General features: G+C 61.3%; 16 protein-coding genes. 8 read left to right on the top strand and 8 right to left on the bottom strand.

Features of this window, described 5'->3' with window-relative positions:
* Positions 1–71 precede the first annotated feature (71 nt).
* From AC1RT4_RS22430 to AC1RT4_RS22400, 7 genes are all read left to right on the top strand, one after another.
* Complete coding sequence (locus AC1RT4_RS22430) at positions 72–1,061, top strand: alpha/beta fold hydrolase (RefSeq protein WP_493087943.1); 990 nt, start codon at positions 72–74, stop codon at positions 1,059–1,061.
* 226 nt (positions 1,062–1,287) lie between these two features.
* Positions 1,288–1,779 carry a ribonuclease E activity regulator RraA gene (rraA, locus tag AC1RT4_RS22425; RefSeq protein WP_007951984.1) on the top strand — a complete coding sequence of 164 codons (492 nt, stop codon included), beginning with the start codon at positions 1,288–1,290 and terminating at the stop codon, positions 1,777–1,779.
* Positions 1,780–1,803: 24 nt separating this feature from the next.
* Positions 1,804–2,799 carry a zinc transporter ZntB gene (locus AC1RT4_RS22420; RefSeq protein ID WP_230736519.1) on the top strand — a complete coding sequence of 332 codons (996 nt, stop codon included), beginning with the start codon at positions 1,804–1,806 and terminating at the stop codon, positions 2,797–2,799.
* A gap of 63 nt (positions 2,800–2,862) precedes the next feature.
* Positions 2,863–3,111 (top strand): hypothetical protein, encoded by a 249-nt coding sequence (locus AC1RT4_RS22415; protein ID WP_007951986.1) that lies wholly within the window; start codon positions 2,863–2,865, stop codon positions 3,109–3,111.
* A gap of 2 nt (positions 3,112–3,113) precedes the next feature.
* The gene (locus tag AC1RT4_RS22410) at positions 3,114–3,938 is read left to right on the top strand and encodes a mechanosensitive ion channel family protein (RefSeq protein WP_007951987.1); all 825 of its coding nucleotides are present in this window, start codon (positions 3,114–3,116) and stop codon (positions 3,936–3,938) included.
* Between the two features lie 90 nt (positions 3,939–4,028).
* Positions 4,029–4,619 carry an RNA polymerase sigma factor SigX gene (sigX, locus tag AC1RT4_RS22405; protein ID WP_011333251.1) on the top strand — a complete coding sequence of 197 codons (591 nt, stop codon included), beginning with the start codon at positions 4,029–4,031 and terminating at the stop codon, positions 4,617–4,619.
* A gap of 107 nt (positions 4,620–4,726) precedes the next feature.
* The gene (locus AC1RT4_RS22400; RefSeq protein WP_339447809.1) at positions 4,727–5,761 is read left to right on the top strand and encodes an OmpA family protein; all 1,035 of its coding nucleotides are present in this window, start codon (positions 4,727–4,729) and stop codon (positions 5,759–5,761) included.
* A 75-nt stretch (positions 5,762–5,836) separates the two neighbouring features.
* On the opposite strand, the gene cobA is transcribed toward AC1RT4_RS22400, so the two are convergent.
* From cobA to AC1RT4_RS22360, 8 genes are all read right to left on the bottom strand, one after another.
* Positions 5,837–6,589 (bottom strand): uroporphyrinogen-III C-methyltransferase, encoded by a 753-nt coding sequence (cobA, locus tag AC1RT4_RS22395; protein WP_493087939.1) that lies wholly within the window; start codon positions 6,587–6,589, stop codon positions 5,837–5,839.
* Positions 6,590–6,602: 13 nt separating this feature from the next.
* Positions 6,603–9,317 carry a nitrate reductase gene (locus tag AC1RT4_RS22390; protein WP_493087937.1) on the bottom strand — a complete coding sequence of 905 codons (2,715 nt, stop codon included), beginning with the start codon at positions 9,315–9,317 and terminating at the stop codon, positions 6,603–6,605.
* Positions 9,317–9,634, bottom strand: coding sequence for a nitrite reductase small subunit NirD (nirD, locus tag AC1RT4_RS22385; protein WP_007951992.1), 318 nt, complete (start codon positions 9,632–9,634; stop codon positions 9,317–9,319). The genes AC1RT4_RS22390 and nirD overlap by 1 nt, the downstream gene beginning before the upstream one ends.
* On the bottom strand, positions 9,631–12,084 hold the full coding sequence (gene nirB / locus AC1RT4_RS22380; RefSeq protein WP_493087935.1) for a nitrite reductase large subunit NirB: 2,454 nt from the start codon (positions 12,082–12,084) through the stop codon (positions 9,631–9,633). The genes nirD and nirB overlap by 4 nt, the downstream gene beginning before the upstream one ends.
* A gap of 309 nt (positions 12,085–12,393) precedes the next feature.
* Entirely contained in the window at positions 12,394–14,064 is a 1,671-nt protein-coding gene (locus tag AC1RT4_RS22375) for a bifunctional protein-serine/threonine kinase/phosphatase (protein ID WP_493087933.1), read from the bottom strand.
* Between the two features lie 7 nt (positions 14,065–14,071).
* Positions 14,072–15,283, bottom strand: a complete 1,212-nt coding sequence (locus AC1RT4_RS22370; RefSeq protein WP_102686943.1) for a nitrate/nitrite transporter — start codon at positions 15,281–15,283, stop codon at positions 14,072–14,074.
* A 220-nt stretch (positions 15,284–15,503) separates the two neighbouring features.
* Positions 15,504–16,079, bottom strand: coding sequence for an ANTAR domain-containing response regulator (locus tag AC1RT4_RS22365; RefSeq protein ID WP_007916390.1), 576 nt, complete (start codon positions 16,077–16,079; stop codon positions 15,504–15,506).
* 15 nt (positions 16,080–16,094) lie between these two features.
* Positions 16,095–17,306 (bottom strand): CmpA/NrtA family ABC transporter substrate-binding protein, encoded by a 1,212-nt coding sequence (locus AC1RT4_RS22360; protein WP_493087929.1) that lies wholly within the window; start codon positions 17,304–17,306, stop codon positions 16,095–16,097.
* A 222-nt stretch (positions 17,307–17,528) separates the two neighbouring features.
* Here AC1RT4_RS22360 and AC1RT4_RS22355 point away from each other — a divergent pair, with 222 nt between their 5' ends.
* Positions 17,529–18,548, top strand: a complete 1,020-nt coding sequence (locus AC1RT4_RS22355; RefSeq protein ID WP_007952033.1) for a quinone-dependent dihydroorotate dehydrogenase — start codon at positions 17,529–17,531, stop codon at positions 18,546–18,548.
* Positions 18,549–18,589: the final 41 nt, after the last annotated feature.

The raw sequence follows: 18,589 nt of genomic DNA, 5'->3' as shown, positions 1-18,589 counted from the left end.
ACCGGGTCGGGGCTTTAAGATTGAAGTAGGGCGAGCTCTCCGGATGCCGCCCTTTTTTGTGCAAGAGCATTATGCAAAGCAGCAGCAACCTATTTCCTGTCGCCCTGATCAGCGCCGAACGACGCGGTGATCTGAGCGAAGACGTTTACCGTTTGAAACCGGGCAACAGCCCTGACTGGTCCGTGGAAATCGCGGTGACCCGTCTCGGCATGGCGGATGAGCCGGCGTCGCGCGGCGTGCCGGTGATCTTGCTGCACGGCAGTTTTTCCAACCGACGCTTCTGGTTTTCACCGAAGGGCCTGGGCCTGGGCGCGTATCTGACGCGTCTGGGCTTCGATGTGTGGATCCCGGAAATGCGCGGTCACGGTCTGTCCCAGCGCAACGAGGACTACCGCCGCAACCGCGTCGCCGACTATGCCCGTTACGATCTGCCGGCCATCGCCGCGTTCGTGCGTGAGCAGAGCGGGCAGATTCCGCACTGGATCGGTCACTCGCTGGGTGGCATCACCTTGGCAGCCGCGCTGGGCGGCGAGTACCTCGGCGAGCCGGCGGTGGCGTCGGCGGCGTTTTTCGGCACCCAGGTCAGCCGCACGTACTGGCCGCTGAAGATTCCGCCAGTGGAGTGGGGCGGGCGCTTCATTCTCAAGCGTTTTGCCCAGTTGTCCGGCTCGCGACTCAAGCGCGGCCCCGAGGACGAACCGATCGGCCTGGCGCTGGAAAGCATGCGCTGGTACGGACTGTTCGGCCGTTTCGGCGACAAGGACAAGGATTGGTGGGCGGGCCTTGCCGATGTGCAGGTGCCGGTGCTGGCGGTGAGCGCGGCGGGGGATCATCAGGATCCGGCCTGGGCGTGCCAGAAGCTGTTCGAACAGATCGGCTCGGAGCACAAGCAGTTCATCAACCTGGGCCGTGAGCAGGGTTTCAACGATCAGTTCGGGCATGTCGAGATGCTGGTCAGCAAGGCGGCGCAGGCTGAGGTCTGGCCGCTGGTGGCGCGTTGGCTGGCGGATCAGCACACGCCATTGCTTGGCGAGAAGCCGGATCTGGCGGCAGCGGTCTGAACGCGGCGCCCTGAAAAGGGCATTTCGTTCGAGTCGGCTTGCGGCTAAGATATGACGAATTGGACGGTTCTGGTCATATTTAGTGACTGTTTCGCTATTACGTTTCAGCTTGTGTTCAGGTTCGTTCAGCGACCATGACATGGGCTAAGGTAAACAGCGACCGCCGGAACTCGTTTCAAAAGAGTGCGACATCCTTGATCGTCTTCCTTGTTACAGGAGTTATTCGATGAACCATTACCTTACGCCTGATCTTTGCGACGCCTATCCGGAGCTGGTTCAGGTGCTGGACCCGATGTTCAGCAATTTCGGCGGCCGTGATTCGTTCGGCGGCGAGATCGTGACCATCAAGTGCTTCGAAGACAACTCGCTGGTCAAGGAGCAAGTCGAGCTCAAGGGTAATGGCAAGGTGCTGGTGGTTGATGGTGGCGGTTCCCTGCGTCGCGCGCTGCTGGGCGACATGCTCGCCGAGAAAGCCTCGAAAAACGGTTGGGAAGGGCTGGTCATCTACGGCTGCATCCGTGATGTGGACGTCATCGCCCAGACCGATCTGGGCGTGCAGGCCCTGGCCAGCCACCCGATGAAGACCGACAAGCGCGGTATCGGCGACCTCAACGTGCCGGTGACCTTCGCGGGTGTCACTTTCCATCCCGGCCAGTACATCTATGCGGACAACAATGGCGTGATCATCTCGCCAAGTCCGCTGAAAATGCCTGAATAAATCGCGGTAACCACAGGGGTGAGGATGTTCGAGGAAGAAAACGCGCAATGGGGGCTGGTGCATGCCCTGGTGCTGGACGGTAAAGGCGGTGCGCGTTCGATAGCCCGGACTGATCTCGACGATCTGCAGCTGCAGGCTCATGAAAGCCTGTGGCTGCATTGGGATCGCAGTCACCCGCAGACCCAGACCTGGCTGCGCAAATCCAGTGGGCTCAACGAGTTCGCCTGCGATCTGCTGCTGGAAGAAAACACTCGCCCACGCCTGTTGCCGCTGCCGGACTCCGAGCTGCTGCTGTTTTTGCGCGGGGTCAATCTCAACCCCGGTGCCGAGCCGGAAGACATGGTGTCGGTGCGAATTTTCGCTTCGGCCCAGCGGGTGATTTCCCTGCGCTTGCGTCCATTGCGGGCCACCGACGAGTTGCTGGTGATGCTGGGCGAGGGCAAGGGGCCGAAAACCTCGTCCGAACTGATGCTGTATCTGGCGCAATTCCTCACCAACAAGGTGCAGGATCTGGTGACTTGCCTCTCCGAAGTGGTCGATGAAGAGGAAGAAAAACTGGATGCCGACGAACGGTATACCCCCGAGCACGGCGCCATTTTGCACATCCGTCGCCGGGCTGCCGGGCTGAAGCGTTTTCTGGCACCGCAGCGGGATATTTTCGGACAGCTGACGCGGATAAAACTGCCATGGTTCGTCGATGACGATGCCGACTACTGGAACGAATTGAACAACAGCCTGACCCGCTATCTCGAAGAGCTCGAATTGACCCGAGAGCGCGTGGGGCTTGTGCTGGAGGCCGAAGACCGGCGTTTGAGCGTGCGCATGAATCGCACCATGTATCGCTTCGGGATCATCACCTGCATCTTTTTGCCGATGAGTTTTCTGACCGGTCTGCTGGGCATCAATGTCGGCGGCATTCCGTTCGCGAGCAGCCCTTATGGTTTCCTGATCGCCTGCCTGACAGTGCTCGCCCTGGCGTTCGGACAATGGTGGTTGTTCCGCCGTTTGCGCTGGGTATGACGATGCGCCATGTGACCCGACCAAATTTGCCCGCGTCTTTCACAGACATCACGAGAGGTGCGTATGCACGATCCGTTTGAACAGTCTTTGCGCGACATGCTCAACGCCTCGCCGTCCAGCCGCGACGACGATGCCTGCTTGGGCCGCGTACTCAAAACCGCCAACCGCCAGGTTGGCGCCGGCGATCTGTTCAGCCTGCTGGGCCGCTGGCTGCCCGCGCTGATGATCGCCCTTAATAACGGCTCGGCCCATGTCGCGCCGGTCTCCCGTCTCCGTAAACCTACCGCTCGCACTGCTGATAAGGCTGATTGAATATGGAACTTGATCTCTGGACTCAGAGCCTCGTCACTGCAATGACTGCGTTGTGGACCAAAGTCGCTAACTTCATTCCGAACCTGTTCGGCGCACTGGTTGTGCTGCTGTTGGGTTTTGTCGTGGCCAAGCTGCTGGACACCCTGCTGTCCAAATTGCTGGCCAAACTGGGCCTCGATCGCCTGATGGGCGGCACCGGCCTGACCAAACTGATGTCCCGCGCGGGGCTGCAAGTGCCGATCTCGACCCTGATCGGCAAAATCGTCTACTGGTTCGTTCTGCTGATTTTTCTGGTTTCGGCAGCAGAATCCCTTGGACTTGAGCGAGTTTCAGCTACGCTTGACATGCTCGCGCTGTATTTGCCGAAAGTGTTCGGTGCCGCGCTGGTGTTGCTGGTGGGTGTTTTGCTTGCGCAACTGGCCAATGGCCTGGTTCGCGGGGCGGCAGAAGGCGTAGGCCTGGACTACGCTTCAGGGCTTGGGCGAATTGCCCAGGGCCTGGTGATCATCATCAGCATTTCGGTCGCGATCAGTCAGCTGGAGGTCAAGACCGACCTGCTGAACCATGTGATCGTCATCGTATTGATTACCGTTGGTCTGGCGGTTGCGCTGGCCATGGGTTTGGGAAGCCGGGAAATTGCCGGTCAGATTCTTGCGGGAATCTATGTGCGTGAGTTGTATCAGGTTGGGCAACAAGTGCGTATTGGCGAGGTCGAAGGCCAGATCGAAGAGATCGGCACGGTTAAGACCACATTGCTGACCGATGAGGGTGAGCTAGTCTCTCTCTCCAATCGGATCCTGCTGGAGCAGCATGTGAGTAGCCGCTAACCCGGCAAACCCTGCTAATGTATGCCGCCGCAAAATGCCAGCTGTCGCTGGCTGCGGTGGACATTGACCTGACTGTCGGCACGACTTGTTTTGAATAAAGCCCAAACGCTATCCACGCGCTACGACCCCCGCGAGCTCTCTGATGAGGAGTTGGTCGCGCGCTCGCATACCGAGCTTTTTCACGTGACGCGCGCGTATGAAGAACTGATGCGGCGTTACCAGCGGACATTATTTAACGTTTGTGCGCGTTATCTCGGGAACGATCGCGACGCAGACGATGTCTGTCAGGAAGTGATGTTGAAGGTGCTGTATGGCCTGAAGAACTTCGAGGGGAAATCGAAGTTCAAGACATGGCTATATAGCATCACTTACAACGAATGCATCACACAGTATCGGAAGGAACGGCGAAAGCGTCGCTTGATGGACGCACTGAGTCTTGACCCCCTCGAGGAAGCGTCCGAAGAAAAGGCGCCGAAACCCGAGGAGAAGGGCGGGCTCGATCGCTGGCTGGTGTATGTGAACCCGATCGACCGGGAGATTCTGGTGCTACGATTTGTCGCAGAGCTGGAATTCCAGGAGATCGCAGACATCATGCACATGGGTTTGAGTGCGACAAAAATGCGTTACAAACGCGCTCTTGATAAATTGCGTGAGAAATTTGCAGGCATTGCTGAAACTTAGTTCGGCGCAAATATCTCTTACGTGTAGGCAAGTTCTGATAGACTTGCCGCCGAGTTGTCCCCCGGTTTGCGGGACTGCTTCACAATCACCAGATGGGGATTTAACGGATGAAACTGAAAAACACCTTGGGCTTGGCCATTGGTTCTTTGATTGCCGCCACTTCGTTCGGCGCTCTGGCACAAGGCCAAGGCGCAGTTGAAATCGAAGGCTTCGCAAAGAAAGAACAATTCGACAGCGCTCGTAACTTCAAGAACAACGGCAACCTGTTCGGCGGTTCGATCGGTTACTTCCTGACCGACGACGTTGAACTGCGTCTGGGCTACGACGAAGTGCACAACGTGCGTGCCGACGATGGCAAGAACGTCAAAGGCGCTAACACCGCTCTGGACGCTCTGTACCACTTCAACAACCCAGGCGACATGCTGCGTCCATACGTCTCGGCCGGTTTCTCCGACCAGAGCATCGACCAGAACGGCTCGAACGGTCGTAACCGTTCCACCTTCGCCAACCTGGGCGCTGGTGCCAAGCTGTACTTCACCGACAACTTCTACGCTCGTGCTGGCGTTGAAGCTCAGTACAACATCGACCAGGGCGACACCGAGTGGGCTCCTAGCGTCGGTATCGGTGTGAACTTCGGTGGCGGCTCCAAGCCTGCTGCTGCTCCAGTTCCAGCACCAGCTGAAGTCTGCTCCGACAGCGACAACGACGGCGTTTGCGACAACGTTGACAAGTGCCCAGACACCCCAGCCAACGTAACTGTTGACGCTGATGGCTGCCCGGCAGTTGCTGAAGTTGTTCGTGTTGAGCTGGACGTCAAGTTCGACTTCGACAAGTCGGTTGTGAAGCCAAACAGCTACGGCGACATCAAAAACCTGGCTGACTTCATGAAGCAGTACCCATCCACCACCACTACTGTTGAAGGTCACACTGACTCCGTCGGTCCTGACGCTTACAACCAGAAACTGTCCGAGCGTCGTGCAAACGCCGTTAAGCAAGTTCTGACCAACCAGTACGGTGTTGAATCGTCCCGCGTTCAGTCTGTTGGCTACGGCGAAACCCGCCCAGTTGCTGACAACAAAACTGACGCTGGCCGTGCTGTTAACCGTCGCGTAGAAGCGCAGGTTGAAGCTCAAGCTAAGTAATTAGCTGCCGCTGCGAGAAAAGCCCGGCTCAGGCCGGGCTTTTCTTTGCCTGCGATTTGATGAAGCCAGAGATTGTCAGGCCAGGCGATCGGCTGCCCAGCTAATCGAATCGACCTGGGTTGCAGCCGCTGCGACGGCGCCTATGACCAGAATCGCAGGACTCTTGAGCTGGAAACCAAGGGCATCGTCTTCCATCGCTGTCAGATCACTGCGGCATTCGCGTTGCTCTGGCAATGAAGCATTCTCGATCATCGCCACTGGCGTATCCGCTGCCATACCGCCTGCCAACAGCTGTTCGCGAATCTCGCCGAGCTTCGCCACTCCCATGTAAATCACCAGCGTTGTCCCGCCTTGGGCCAGGGCCCGCCAGTTCAACTGGCTGTCGTCCTGGGTGTGGGCCGTGACCAGCGTCACGCCCCGGGCCACGCCGCGTAGCGTCAGCGGAATATCACACTGGGTCGCGCCGGCCAGTCCGGCGGTGATGCCATTGACCAGTTCCACCTCGACCCCGCGCTCGCGCAACCACTGCGCTTCCTCACCCCCACGCCCGAAAATGCACGGATCGCCGCCCTTGAGCCGCACCACGCATTTGCCCTGACGGGCATAACGCAGCATCAGCCGATGGATGAACGCCTGGGGCGTCGAGCGGCAGCCGCCGCGTTTGCCGACCGCGATAATCCGCGCAGCAGGGCAGTGCTCAAGTACCGCCTCATTGACCAGATCGTCGATCAGCACCACCTCGGCCTCGCGCAAGGCACGTACCGCTTTGAGCGTCAGCAGTTCAGGATCACCGGGGCCCGCGCCCACCAGCCAGACTTTCGCGTTCATGGTGTTTTCCTCTTCAGATGACGGCGACCGGACGCACTTCGGCGGCCAGCAAGCGCTTGATTTCCGGGACGCAGGAACCGCATTGCGTGCCGCACCCCAACTTGTTTTTCAAACCCTGCAGATCCAGACCTTCACGAATACCGGCGCAGACCGTGCTGTGACTGACGTTCTTGCAGTTGCACAGGGTTTTGTCCGCCACAACCTGCGCGCCGGCATTGCCCGGTGGTGCACTCATCGGTGCCAGCAGCCAGCGCCGCAGTTGTTCGTCGGCGCGACCTTCCAGCCACAGACCTTGCAACCAGTGTTGGGCGAGGGTTTCGCCGGCCAGACGGATCGCAGTGATTCGTCCGTTTTCGATGCGTACCCGTTTGCCAATGGCGCGGCGAGGATCGTCATAAGCCAGCACCGGCCCGTCGATCAGGGCCAGGCACTGGTCGATTTCACGCAGTAATTGCGGCTCCGGCGCCACGGCGCTGGCTGCGCGTATCAGCAGCGCAGGCCGCTCACGTCCGACAAGGCTGAGACTTGCGTGGGAAAACGCCTCACAGAGCGGTCGAAGCGCCTCGAAATGCCGTTGAACATCGCCCTCGATCAATGCGAACAGTTGCCATGGCAAATTCACCGGTTCCAGCCGCACACCGCTGTGCTTGAGTTCCGGCTGTTTCGACAAAGGATCGAAGGCGGGCAGGGTCAGGCTGTTCACGCCACCCTTGAGGAAACGATCGCCCCAGTGCATCGGCAAAAACGCCTGGCCCGGACGCACGCTGTCATCGCTGGCAACCGCCACAATCACCGCGCCCCGACGACTTTTCAGATTCACCAGGTCCCCCGGCTGCAAGCGGTGGCGGCGCAACTCGTCAGGATGCAGGCTCAACACCGCTTCGCTGACATGACCGAACAACTGCGCCGCCGTACCGGTGCGGCTCATACCGTGCCATTGATCACGCAGGCGGCCGGTGATCAGGGTCAGGGGAAAGCGCGCGTCGCGTTGTTCCTTGGCGGCGCGATAGGGATCGGCAACAAACTGCGCGCGCCCGTTCGCCGTAGGAAAGATCCCGTCGCCGTACAGGCGGGCTGTGCCTTGGCGGGCGCCAGCGGGGAAGGGCCATTGCTGTGGTCCCAGTTCATCAATCAACCCATGGCTGATCCCGGACAAATCCAGATCGCGGCCACGGGTCAGTTGTTTGTACTCGTCAAACAGCTGCGCCGCTTCCTCGAACGCAAACAGACCTGGTTGTTGCGGCCGCAGACGTTTCTCCAGCCGTTGTGCGAAATCCACTGTGATTGCCCAGTCCGGACGCGCTTCCCCCGGTGCGGCAATGGCTTTGCGAACGTGGGAAATCCGCCGCTCGGAGTTGGTCACCGAGCCTTCCTTCTCGCCCCAACTGGCCGCCGGCAGCAGCAGATCGGCAAACGCTGCGGTTTCAGTGGTGCGGAACGCCTCCTGCAACACCACGAACGGACAAGCCTCCAGCGCAGCCCGCACAGCATTCTGGTCCGGCATCGATTGCGCCGGGTTGGTGCAGGCAATCCACAACGCCTTGATCTTGCCGCTGCGCACTTGTTCAAACAGTTCGATGGCGCTGAGACCGGTGTTTTCCGGCAGTGACTCCACCCCCCAATACGCCGCCACTTCTGCGCGGTGCTCCGGGTTGGCAGCCTCACGATGGCCGGGCAACAGGTTGGAGAGGCTACCGGTTTCCCGCCCGCCCATGGCATTCGGCTGACCGGTCAGGGAGAAAGGTCCTGCGCCCGGCCGGCCGATTTGCCCGGTGGCCAGATGCAGATTGATCAGCGCGCTGTTCTTCGCGCTGCCGGCGGTGGACTGGTTCAGGCCCATGCACCACAGCGACAGAAAACTCGGCGCGGTGCCGATCCATTCGGCGCATTGCTGCAATTGCTCGACACTGATCCCGCACAGCTGCGACACCATCGCCGGGGTGTAGTCGCGCACCAGGCTTTTCAGCTCGGCGAGCCCGTCGGTGTGCGCCTTGATGAAGTCGCGGTCGATCCAGTCTTCCCACAACAGCAGATGCAAAATCCCATGGAACAAAGCGACATCGGTGCCCGGCAGAATCGCCAGATGCAGGTCGGCCAGATCGCAGGTGTCGGTGCGCCGTGGGTCGATGACGACGACTTTCATCTGCGGGCGGCGGGATTTTGCCTCTTCGAGACGGCGAAAAAGTACCGGATGGGCGTAGGCCATGTTACTGCCGACGATCACCACGCAATCGCTCAACTCCAGGTCTTCGTAGCTGCACGGCGGTGCGTCGGCGCCGAGGCTGCGTTTGTAGCCGACCACCGCCGAAGACATGCACAGCCGCGAATTGCTGTCGATGTTGTTGGTGCCGACCAGCGCCCGCGCCAGTTTGTTGAAGGCGTAGTAATCCTCGGTCAGCAACTGCCCGGAGATGTAGAACGCCACGCTGTCCGGGCCATGTTCGGCGATGGTTTCGGCGAACACGTTGGTGGCGTGATCCAGCGCGGTGTCCCAGTCACAACGACTGCGCGCCAGGCCTTTGCCCAGACGTAATTCCGGATACAACGCCCGGGCTGTCAGGTCGCCTGTCAGGTGCAGGGTCGAGCCTTTGCTGCACAGTTTGCCGAAGTTGGCCGGATGCGCCGGATCGCCGCTGACGCCGAAAATGCGCTCGCCGTCATGCTCGATCAGCACGCCGCAGCCGACCCCGCAATAGCAGCAGGTCGAGGCGGTCGTCTGGCGGTTCATCAGACGGCGTCCCGCAGGGCCAGTTGCACACGGCCGTTCTCGACCCGGGCCGGGTGATGGTGCGCGCAACCGACGTCCGGCGCCTGGGCTTCGCCGGATTGCAGGTCGATCTGCCAGTTGTGCAGCGGGCAGGCGACACGTTTGCCGTAGATCAGGCCTTGAGACAACGGGCCGCCCTTGTGCGGGCAGCGGTCATCGAGTGCGAAAACTTCGTCGTCGCTTGTGCGAAAGATCGCAATGTCACCTTTGGGCCCGGCGATGATCCGCGAACCGAGGGCGTTGATCTCTTCCAGGGCACAGATATCGAGCCAGTTCATGCTGGCACCTCCAGGTTTTTCACGGGGATCAAGTCGAATTCTTTTTTCAGTTGCGGCTGGGCGAGGCGCTCTTTCCACGGGTCCTGTTCGAACGACAGGGAGAATTGCAGGCGCTCGTTCAGGGCCTTGCGGCGCTCGGGGTCTTCCTGCACGGCCTTCTTGATGTGCTCCATGCCGACCCGTTGCAGGTAGTGCACGGTGCGTTCGAGGTAGAAGGCTTCTTCGCGGTACAGCTGCAGGAACGCGCCGTTGTATTCGCGCACTTCCTCGGCGGTCTTGAGCTTGACGAAGAACTCGGCGACTTCGGTCTTGATCCCGCCGTTGCCACCGATGTACATCTCCCAGCCGGAATCGACACCGATGATTCCTACGTCCTTGATCCCCGCTTCCGAACAGTTGCGTGGGCATCCGGAGACCGCCAGTTTCACTTTGTGCGGCGACCACATATTGAACAGGTCATGTTCGAGGTCGATGCCCAACTGGGTCGAATTCTGCGTGCCGAAGCGGCAGAACTCGCTGCCGACGCAGGTTTTCACAGTGCGGATCGATTTGCCGTAGGCGTGACCGGACGGCATGTCGAGGTCTTTCCACACACCCGGCAGATCCTGCTTTTTGATCCCCAAAAGGTCGATGCGCTGGCCGCCGGTGACCTTGACCATCGGCACCTGATATTTGTCCGCCACGTCGGCGATCCGTCGCAGTTCCGACGGGTTGGTCACGCCGCCCCACATCCGTGGCACGACCGAGTAGGTGCCGTCCTTCTGAATGTTGGCGTGGGCCCGCTCGTTGATCAGGCGCGACTGCGGATCGTCCTTGGCTTCGCCGGGCCAGGTGGAAATCAGGTAGTAGTTGAGGGCCGGGCGGCAGGTGGCGCAGCCGTTCGGGGTACGCCAGTTGAGGTAACTCATGGTGCCGGCGATGGTCAGCAAATGCTGTTCGCGAATGGCCTGGCGAATCTGGCCATGGTTGAGATCGCTGCAACCGCAGATGGCTTTTTCGCTTTTCGGTTTGACGTCCGCCGCGCCGCCGACGGTGTTGATCAGGATCTGCTCGACCAGTCCGGCGCAGGAGCCGCAGGAGCTGGCAGCCTTGGTGTGTTTTTTCACCTCGTCGACGCTGAACAGGCCGTGTTCCTGAATCGCCTTGACGATGGTGCCCTTGCACACGCCGTTGCAGCCGCAGACTTCGGCGTTGTCGGCCATGCTCATGGCTTTGTCCTGGCCCTGATGTCCTACATCGCCAAGTGCATTTTCTCCAAACATGAGGTGATCGCGGATCTCGCCGATGGCGTGATTCTCACGAATCTGCCGGAAATACCAACCGCCATCTGCCGTATCGCCGTACAGACAGGCGCCGACCAGCACGTCATCCTTGATCACCAGTTTTTTGTACACCCCGCCGATCGGGTCGGAGAGGGTGATGGTCTCGGTGCCTTCGCCGCCCATGAAGTCGCCGGCGGAAAACAGGTCGATGCCGGTGACCTTCAGTTTGGTCGATGTCACCGAGCCCTGATAACGGGCGAAACCCAATTGGGCCAGGTGGTTGGCGCAGACCTTGGCCTGTTCGAACAACGGTGCCACCAGACCGTAGGCGATGCCACGGTGGCTGGCGCATTCGCCGATGGCATAGATGCGCGGGTCGTAGGTTTGCAGGGTATCGTTGACCAGAATCCCGCGGTTGCACGGGATACCGGCCTTTTCCGCGAGTTCGGTATTGGGGCGGATGCCGGCGGCCATGACCACCAGATCGGCAGGAATGATGTCGCCGTTCTTGAACTGCACCGAGCCCACGCGACCGTTGCCGGCGTCGTGCAGGACCTGGGTCTGTTCGCACAGGCGAAAGTGCAGGCCACGGGATTCGAGGGCGGTTTGCAGGAGCTGGCCGCTGGTCTTGTCCAGTTGCCGCTCCAGCAGCCATTCACCGAGGTGCACCACGGTGACGTGCATGCCGCGCAGCATCAGGCCGTTGGCGGCTTCGAGGCCGAGCAGGCCGCCGCCGATCACCACGGCGTGCTTGTGGGTTTTGGCGGTGTCGATCATGGCCTGGGTGTCGGCGATGTCGCGGTAGCCGATCACACCCTGCAAGGCGTTGCCGGGGATCGGCAGGATGAACGGGGTCGAGCCGGTGGCGATCAGCAGGCGATCGTATTCGGCCTCGGTGCCGTCCTCGGCGATCACTCGGCGTTTGACCCGGTCGATCTCCACCACTTTGCGGTTGAGCAGCAGTTTGATGTTGTTTTCCAGGTACCAGTCGAGGTCGTTGAGCACGATTTCTTCGAAGGTCTGTTCGCCGGCCAGTACCGGCGACAACAGGATGCGGTTGTAGTTGGTGTGCGGTTCGGCGCCGAAGACCGTGATGTCGTACAGTTCGTTGCTCAGCTTGAGCAGTTCTTCCAGGGTGCGGACCCCGGCCATGCCATTACCGATCATCACCAGTTTGAGTTTTTTCATCAGGTTCTCCGGGAGCATCGGGCTTGCCTCTTGTGGGCAGTCAGGCCTTGCTCGACAAAAATGGCGCAAACAAAAAAGGCGTCCCGCCAGTTACCTAGCGAGGACGCCTTTGTCCTTGTCCCGTTCTCTCGGGAAGCCTGGCCTTCGTCGTTGAAGGTCGGGCTTTATGTCAGTTGAAAACGTTAATGCAGTGGTTGTGCCAAGTCGTGATGAGCCGCGAATTCACTGGGGTAACGCTGGAATTGGCCAGATGCTCAGTGTGGTTTTTGCACTGAATGGAAGCGGCACGCCCGTTAATGGAGCGCCGCATCAGCCATGAAACAACAGAAACAGCAGCACCAGATTGCCCAGCAGTGCCAGTAACGCCAGTGTTCGCCAGACCTTCAGCGGCTCACGTTCCAGCAAGGGGCGAGGGCGTACATTCAAGCTTCGGCGCTCACCTTGCTCCAGCGTCAGCAGCCATTCCTCGGCGGTTTCATAGCGTTGCAAAGGATCGGCCGCCACACCGCGTTCCAGACACTGCGCCAGCCACTCCGGCAGATCCGGGCGATAACGCCCGGCACTCACCGGCGCCCCGAAACGCGGACGCTGGAAGGCTTCGATCTCGCCGTAGGGAAAATGCCCGGTGAGCAGGAAATACAAGGTCACGCCCACCGCATACAGATCCTGTTGTGCGCTGGGTACTGCACTTTGAAAGGCTTCCGGCGCTATGAAGCTCGGGGTTCCGGGCAAGGTCGACGGTGCGTCTTGCGACAGGCCGGGGCAATACGCCAGACCGAAATCCAGCAGGCGCAACTCGCCGTCGTCTCCCAGGTGCAGGTTTTCCGGTTTGATGTCGCGGTGCAGGATCTGCCGTCGATGCAACAGGCCGACCGCCCGCAGCAGGCGTTCGGCCAGATCCTGCCACTGAGCCAGTGGCAGCGGACCGCTTTGTTCGAACAGATGAGCCAGGGTCGTCCCCGAATATTCACGCATCACGTAGTACAAATGCTGACGCTGGCCAGCGCTATGGACTTCAGGGAAATGCCGCCCGGCGACGCGTTTGAGAAACCATTCCTCCGCCAGCAAGGCCTGACCGGCCTGGGCATCGTCTGCCAATTGTGCAGGCAACGTCTTCAACAGCCACGCCTGGCCCTGACCATCGAGCACGCGATACAGCAATGATTGCTGGCTGCGACTTATAACCTCATGAACCCGCCAGCCTTCAAAGACCTGATCCGGTTTCAGCGACGGGGGCAGCGGCCACTGCTGCAAATGAATCAGCGCATCGCCAAGGCTGGCCTCGCCAACAGCATCCACCCGCACCAATAGCGCACTGGCATTGTCCTGACTGCCGGCCAGGTGCGCGGCGTTCACCAACGTTTGCGCGGCACTGTGCAAATCCGGCTGATCGCGCAGGATTCCGGAGATGGCGGTATCACCAAGCGCCGCCCACACGCCATCGCTGAGCAGTACAAAACATTCGCCGTCACGCAGTTCACCATCGAGAAAGTCCAGCACCAGATGCTGATCCAGCCCCAGTGCGCGCTTGAGCACATGCTGCATGCCCGGTTGATCCCAGACGTGATCCTCGCTGATCCGCTGTAAGTTCTCGGCGTGCCAGCGATAGACCCGGCAATCACCGACGTGCGCCAGGGTAAACCGCCGGCCGCGCATGACCAGCGCACTGACCGTAGTGAGCAGCGGCTGTCCGCCACCGTTGGCCTGCAACCAGCGGTTTTGTGCGAGCAGCAGACGATCAAGGGCCTGGGCCACGCTCCAGGTTTCCGGGGTGGCGTAGTAGTCCAGCGCCAGCGCCTGCAAGGTCGAACGCGCAGCCAGCCCGCCATCGGCGCACTGGCTGACGCCGTCGGCGATGGCAAACAGAAAACCTTTGCTGGCCGCCAGCGCCGGGGCCGGGGTCACCAGGCGCAAGGCGTCCTGGTTTTCCGCGCGGGGGCCGGTGGCGCTGGCTTCAGCGAAGCTCAGTTGCAGGGCCATGCAGGCCTCAGACCCGGGCAGCAGTCACGGCCGCCGAACCCCAGGTGGTTCTCCAGCGACGTTTGACCCCGTGCAGACCGAACCACGCCAGCACACCCAGGCTGGCGAACAACCACAGCGCCAGTTGATAGCTGCCGGTGCTCTGTTTGATCGCGCCCATGCCTGCTGCCAGAGCGAAACCGCCGATGCCGCCGGCCATGCCGATCAGGCCAGTCATCACACCGATTTCGCGGCGAAAACGCTGAGGCACCAGTTGGAACACCGCGCCGTTACCTGCGCCGAGACCGAGCATGGTGCAGACGAAAAGTGCCAGCGCCGCGTAGGAACTTGGCAGGTTGAAGCCGACGGCCGCGATGCAGACTGCTGCGACTGTGTACATCGCCAAGAGCGTACGGATACCGCCGAAACGGTCAGCCAGTGCGCCACCGAGGGGACGCATCAGGCTGCCGCCGAACACGCAGGCCGCGGTGTAATAACCGGCGGTCACCGGGCTCAGGCCGTATTGATCGTTGAAGTAGCCGGGCAGGGCGCTGGCCAGGCCGATGAAGCCGCCGAAGGTGACGCTGTAGAAAAACATGAACCACCAGCTGTCGCGATCACCCAGCGCCTTGAAGTAGTCGGCCATGGATTTGGCTTTCGGCCGCTCCGGCGCGTTTTTCGCCAGCCAGGCAAACAGCACCAGCGTCAGGATCAGCGGAATCAGGGCGAAACCGAACACGTTGCTCCAGCCGAACGACGCCGCGAGTACCGGGGCGATCAGTGCCGCGAACACGGTCCCGGAGTTGCCGGCCCCGGCGATGCCCATCGCCTTGCCCTGATGCTCCGGCGGATACCATTGCGACGCCAGCGGCAGGGCCACGGCGAACGAAGCGCCGGCCATGCCGAGGAACAGGCCGAGCAACAATGCTTGTTCGTAGCTGTGAATGCCGAGTTTCCAGGCACCGAACAGCGCACAGATCACGATCACCTGGCCGATCAGCCCGGCGGTTTTCGGCGACAGGCGATCGGCGAGCATGCCCATCGCAAAGCGCAGCACCGCGCCGGCCAGAATCGGCGTCGCCACCACGAGGCCGCGCTGTTGGGTGGTCAGGTGCAGGTCGGCGGCAATCTGCACCGCCAGCGGGCCGAGCAGGTACCAGACCATGAAGCTCAGGTCGAAATACAGGAAGGCCGCGAACAGGGTCGGGGTGTGGCCGGATTTCCAGAAGCTTTTATTCATCGCGCACCTCAGCTGTAGAGAATCTCGAGAAGGAGTCAGAACCAGCACAGTGGGGCGCCGCCACGGCCGCACCACCGGCCCCGGGCTGTGGGGCCAAAACGCAAAAACGCCGCTACCCGGACCGCCGAAAGGGGCGAAGAAGGTGAGCGACGTCTTTGTCGTAGGTGGGGCAACCGCCGTTGGTTACCTGTGGGGATTGCTTAGCGAGATTTGTGCCAGTTCAGCCAAGCAACTCGCTCATCGCAATGATCTGTTCCGCCACCTGAATCAGTTTCTGCTGGCGGCTCATGGCCTGGCGGCGCATCAGGGTGTAGGCCTCTTCTTCATTGCAGTCCTTCATTTTCATCAACAGGCCCTTGGCCAGTTCGATGCGCTTGCGCTCGGCCAGTTGCTGGTCGCGGGCCTGTAGCTGGGCGCGCAAGGCTTGGTCGCTTTCGAAGCGGGCCATGGCCACGTCGAGAATCGGCTGCAAGCGTTGTGCGTGAATGCCCTCAACGATGTAGGCACTGACCCCGGACTTGATCGCCTGACGCATCACGCCGGGGTCATGTTCGTCGGTAAACATCACGATCGGCCGGGGCTGGTCGCGGCTGACCAGCACCACTTGCTCCATCACATCGCGGCTCGGTGACTCGGTATCGATCAGGATCACGTCCGGACGCACCGTTTCGACGCGCGCCGGCAGGTCGATGGTCAGGCCCGACTCGTCGATCACCTCGAAACCGGCCTCGGTCAGCGCGGCTTTCAGGCGTCCGACTTTTTTCGCGGTGTCGTTGATCAGCAGAATGCGCAACATATTCGCGATCTCCTGTCAGCGCTGGGCGAGAAGGGGCGCGCTGTCGCTCAGCGCGTGGAGCTTGAAGCTTCGGGCATAGGCGGCCGGGTCGCTGCCGTCCCAGATTTTGCCGTCGATCAACTGGCTGCTGCGCAGGTCTTCGGTGCCGACCGGCACGCCGACTGCGTTGGCCGCGTCGCGGTACAGCGCCAGTTGTTGCACATTGCGGGCGACGGCGAGGTAATCCGGGTCATCGCGCAGCAAACCCCAACGGCGAAACTGGGTCATGAACCACATGCCATCCGACAGGTACGGCAGATTCACCGCGCCATCGCCGTGAAAGCGCAAAGCGTGCGGGTCCTGCCAGCGATTGCCCAGCCCATCGTCGTAGTCGCCGAGAAAGCGCGGTTCGATGCAGGACACCGGAGCGTCGAGGTATTCCGCGGCGCTCAGCAACTGCGCGGTGCTACGGCGGTTTTCAGGGCTTTCTTCGATGAAACGGCTGGCTTCGAGGATCGCCATCACCAGCGCGCGGGCGGTGTTGGGGTATTGCTCGACGAAGGCGCGGGTGCAGCCGAGGACTTTTTCCGGGTGATCGGGCCAGATGGTCTGGCTGGTGGCCAGCGTGAAACCGAGATTCTGCTGCACCGCGCTGGCGGCCCACGGCTCGCCAACGCAGAGGCCATCGATGCGTCCGGCCTGCAAGTGCGCGACCATTTGTGGCGGTGGCACCACCACGCTGTCGACATCCTGCAACGGGTGAATGCCCTGGCTCGCCAGCCAGTAATACAGCCACATGGCATGGGTGCCGGTCGGGAAGGTCTGGGCGAAGGTCAGTTTTGCGCGGGTTTGGTGCACATGGTGGTGCAGCGCTTCAGGACCGGTCACGCCCAGGCCCTGCAAACCGTGGGACAGGTTGAGGCTCTGGCCGTTCTGGTTCAGGCCCATCAGCACCGCCATGTCGGTCGGCGCGACGCCGCCGATGCCCAGGTGTACCGCGTAGATCAGGCCGTAAAGGCTGTGGGCGGCATCGAGTTCGCCGCTGACCAGATTGTCCCGCAGATTGGCCCAGGAGCTCTGGCGCTTGAGGTTCAGGGTCAGGCCGTAAGGCTGAGCAAAGCCTTGAGTGGCGGCGACCACCAGCGAAGCGCAGTCGCTCAGGGCCATGAAGCCCAGGTTGATCGCGCTTTTTTCCGGGGCATCGCTGCCGTTGACCCAGGCCAACGGCCCGGCGGAGGTTTGAGTCATGAAAGCCACCCTCAAAAAAAACGTCGTCCCAGGCTTTGCCCGCGCAAAACCGAGAGACGACGCCATTGTCCTTGCCTGCACGCCACCATTGGCCTGCGGGCTGATACCGAGGAAGGTGCAAGGCATATGCCATGCGCACGGATTTACCCGTGCGCCTCGCGCGGCGGGGCGATGCCCGGCTATAATCGCCGCCTCTTTTCGCCGCCCGAGTCATAGCCGCCCATGTACACCCTGGCCCGTCAGCTGTTGTTCAAACTTTCCCCGGAAACCTCCCACGATCTCTCGCTGGATCTGATCGGCGCGGGCGGGCGTTTGGGCCTCAACGGCTTGCTGTGCAAGGCCCCGGCGTCGCTGCCGGTGAATGTCATGGGTCTGGAGTTCCCGAACCCTGTGGGTCTGGCGGCCGGTCTGGACAAGAACGGCGCGGCCATCGACGGCTTCGCGCAGCTGGGTTTCGGTTTTGTCGAAATCGGTACCGTGACCCCGCGCCCGCAGCCGGGCAACCCGAAACCACGGATCTTCCGCCTGCCGGAAGCCGAGGCGATCATCAACCGCATGGGTTTCAACAACCTCGGTGTGGATAACCTGCTGGCGCGGGTGGCGGCGGCCAAGTACAAGGGCGTGCTGGGGATCAACATCGGCAAGAACTTCGACACCCCGGTCGAGCGCGCGGTGGATGACTACCTGATCTGCCTGGACAAGGTCTACGCCCACGCCAGTTACGTCACGGTCAACGTCAGTTCGCCGAACACCCCGGGCCTGCGCAGCCTGCAATTCGGTGATTCGCTCAAGCAATTGCTGGCCGACCTGGCCACGCGCCGCGCCGAACTGGCCCTGCGCCACGGCAAACATGTACCGCTGGCGATCAAGATCGCGCCGGACATGACCGACGAAGAAACCGCGCAAGTCGCCCAGGCGCTGATCGAAACCGGGATGGACGCGGTGATTGCCACCAACACCACCCTCAGCCGCGTGGGCGTCGAAGGCATGGAACACGGTGACGAGGCGGGCGGTCTGTCCGGCGCGCCGGTGCGTGAGAAGAGCACCCACACCGTGAAAGTGCTGGCGTCCGAGCTGGGTGGCAAGCTGCCGATCATCGCGGCGGGCGGCATCACCGAAGGCAAGCATGCGGCCGAGAAGATCGCTGCCGGCGCGAGCCTGGTGCAGATCTATTCCGGCTTCATCTATAAGGGCCCGGCGCTGATTCGCGAGTCCGTGGATGCGATCGCCGCCAAGCGCTGATCGGCGGACATAAAAGGCAGGCATAAAAAAGGGCTCCTCGA

This window comes from Pseudomonas sp. GW821-FHT11D10 (genome assembly GCF_058808435.1).
Note: the sequence above shows the minus strand (reverse complement) of the source record. Positions and strands in the feature narration are given on the sequence as shown.

Coding starts and splice junctions, on each gene's coding strand:
- AC1RT4_RS22365 (WP_007916390.1), bottom strand. CDS start 16,079: ATGTTGCGCATTCTGCTGATCAACGACACCGCGAAAAAAGTCGGACGC.
- cobA (WP_493087939.1), bottom strand. CDS start 6,589: ATGAACGCGAAAGTCTGGCTGGTGGGCGCGGGCCCCGGTGATCCTGAA.
- AC1RT4_RS22430 (WP_493087943.1), top strand. CDS start 72: ATGCAAAGCAGCAGCAACCTATTTCCTGTCGCCCTGATCAGCGCCGAA.
- rraA (WP_007951984.1), top strand. CDS start 1,288: ATGAACCATTACCTTACGCCTGATCTTTGCGACGCCTATCCGGAGCTG.
- nirD (WP_007951992.1), bottom strand. CDS start 9,634: ATGAACTGGCTCGATATCTGTGCCCTGGAAGAGATCAACGCCCTCGGT.
- AC1RT4_RS22375 (WP_493087933.1), bottom strand. CDS start 14,064: ATGGCCCTGCAACTGAGCTTCGCTGAAGCCAGCGCCACCGGCCCCCGC.
- AC1RT4_RS22410 (WP_007951987.1), top strand. CDS start 3,114: ATGGAACTTGATCTCTGGACTCAGAGCCTCGTCACTGCAATGACTGCG.
- AC1RT4_RS22355 (WP_007952033.1), top strand. CDS start 17,529: ATGTACACCCTGGCCCGTCAGCTGTTGTTCAAACTTTCCCCGGAAACC.
- AC1RT4_RS22370 (WP_102686943.1), bottom strand. CDS start 15,283: ATGAATAAAAGCTTCTGGAAATCCGGCCACACCCCGACCCTGTTCGCG.
- nirB (WP_493087935.1), bottom strand. CDS start 12,084: ATGAAAAAACTCAAACTGGTGATGATCGGTAATGGCATGGCCGGGGTC.
- AC1RT4_RS22400 (WP_339447809.1), top strand. CDS start 4,727: ATGAAACTGAAAAACACCTTGGGCTTGGCCATTGGTTCTTTGATTGCC.
- AC1RT4_RS22415 (WP_007951986.1), top strand. CDS start 2,863: ATGCACGATCCGTTTGAACAGTCTTTGCGCGACATGCTCAACGCCTCG.
- AC1RT4_RS22420 (WP_230736519.1), top strand. CDS start 1,804: ATGTTCGAGGAAGAAAACGCGCAATGGGGGCTGGTGCATGCCCTGGTG.
- AC1RT4_RS22360 (WP_493087929.1), bottom strand. CDS start 17,306: ATGACTCAAACCTCCGCCGGGCCGTTGGCCTGGGTCAACGGCAGCGAT.
- AC1RT4_RS22390 (WP_493087937.1), bottom strand. CDS start 9,317: ATGAACCGCCAGACGACCGCCTCGACCTGCTGCTATTGCGGGGTCGGC.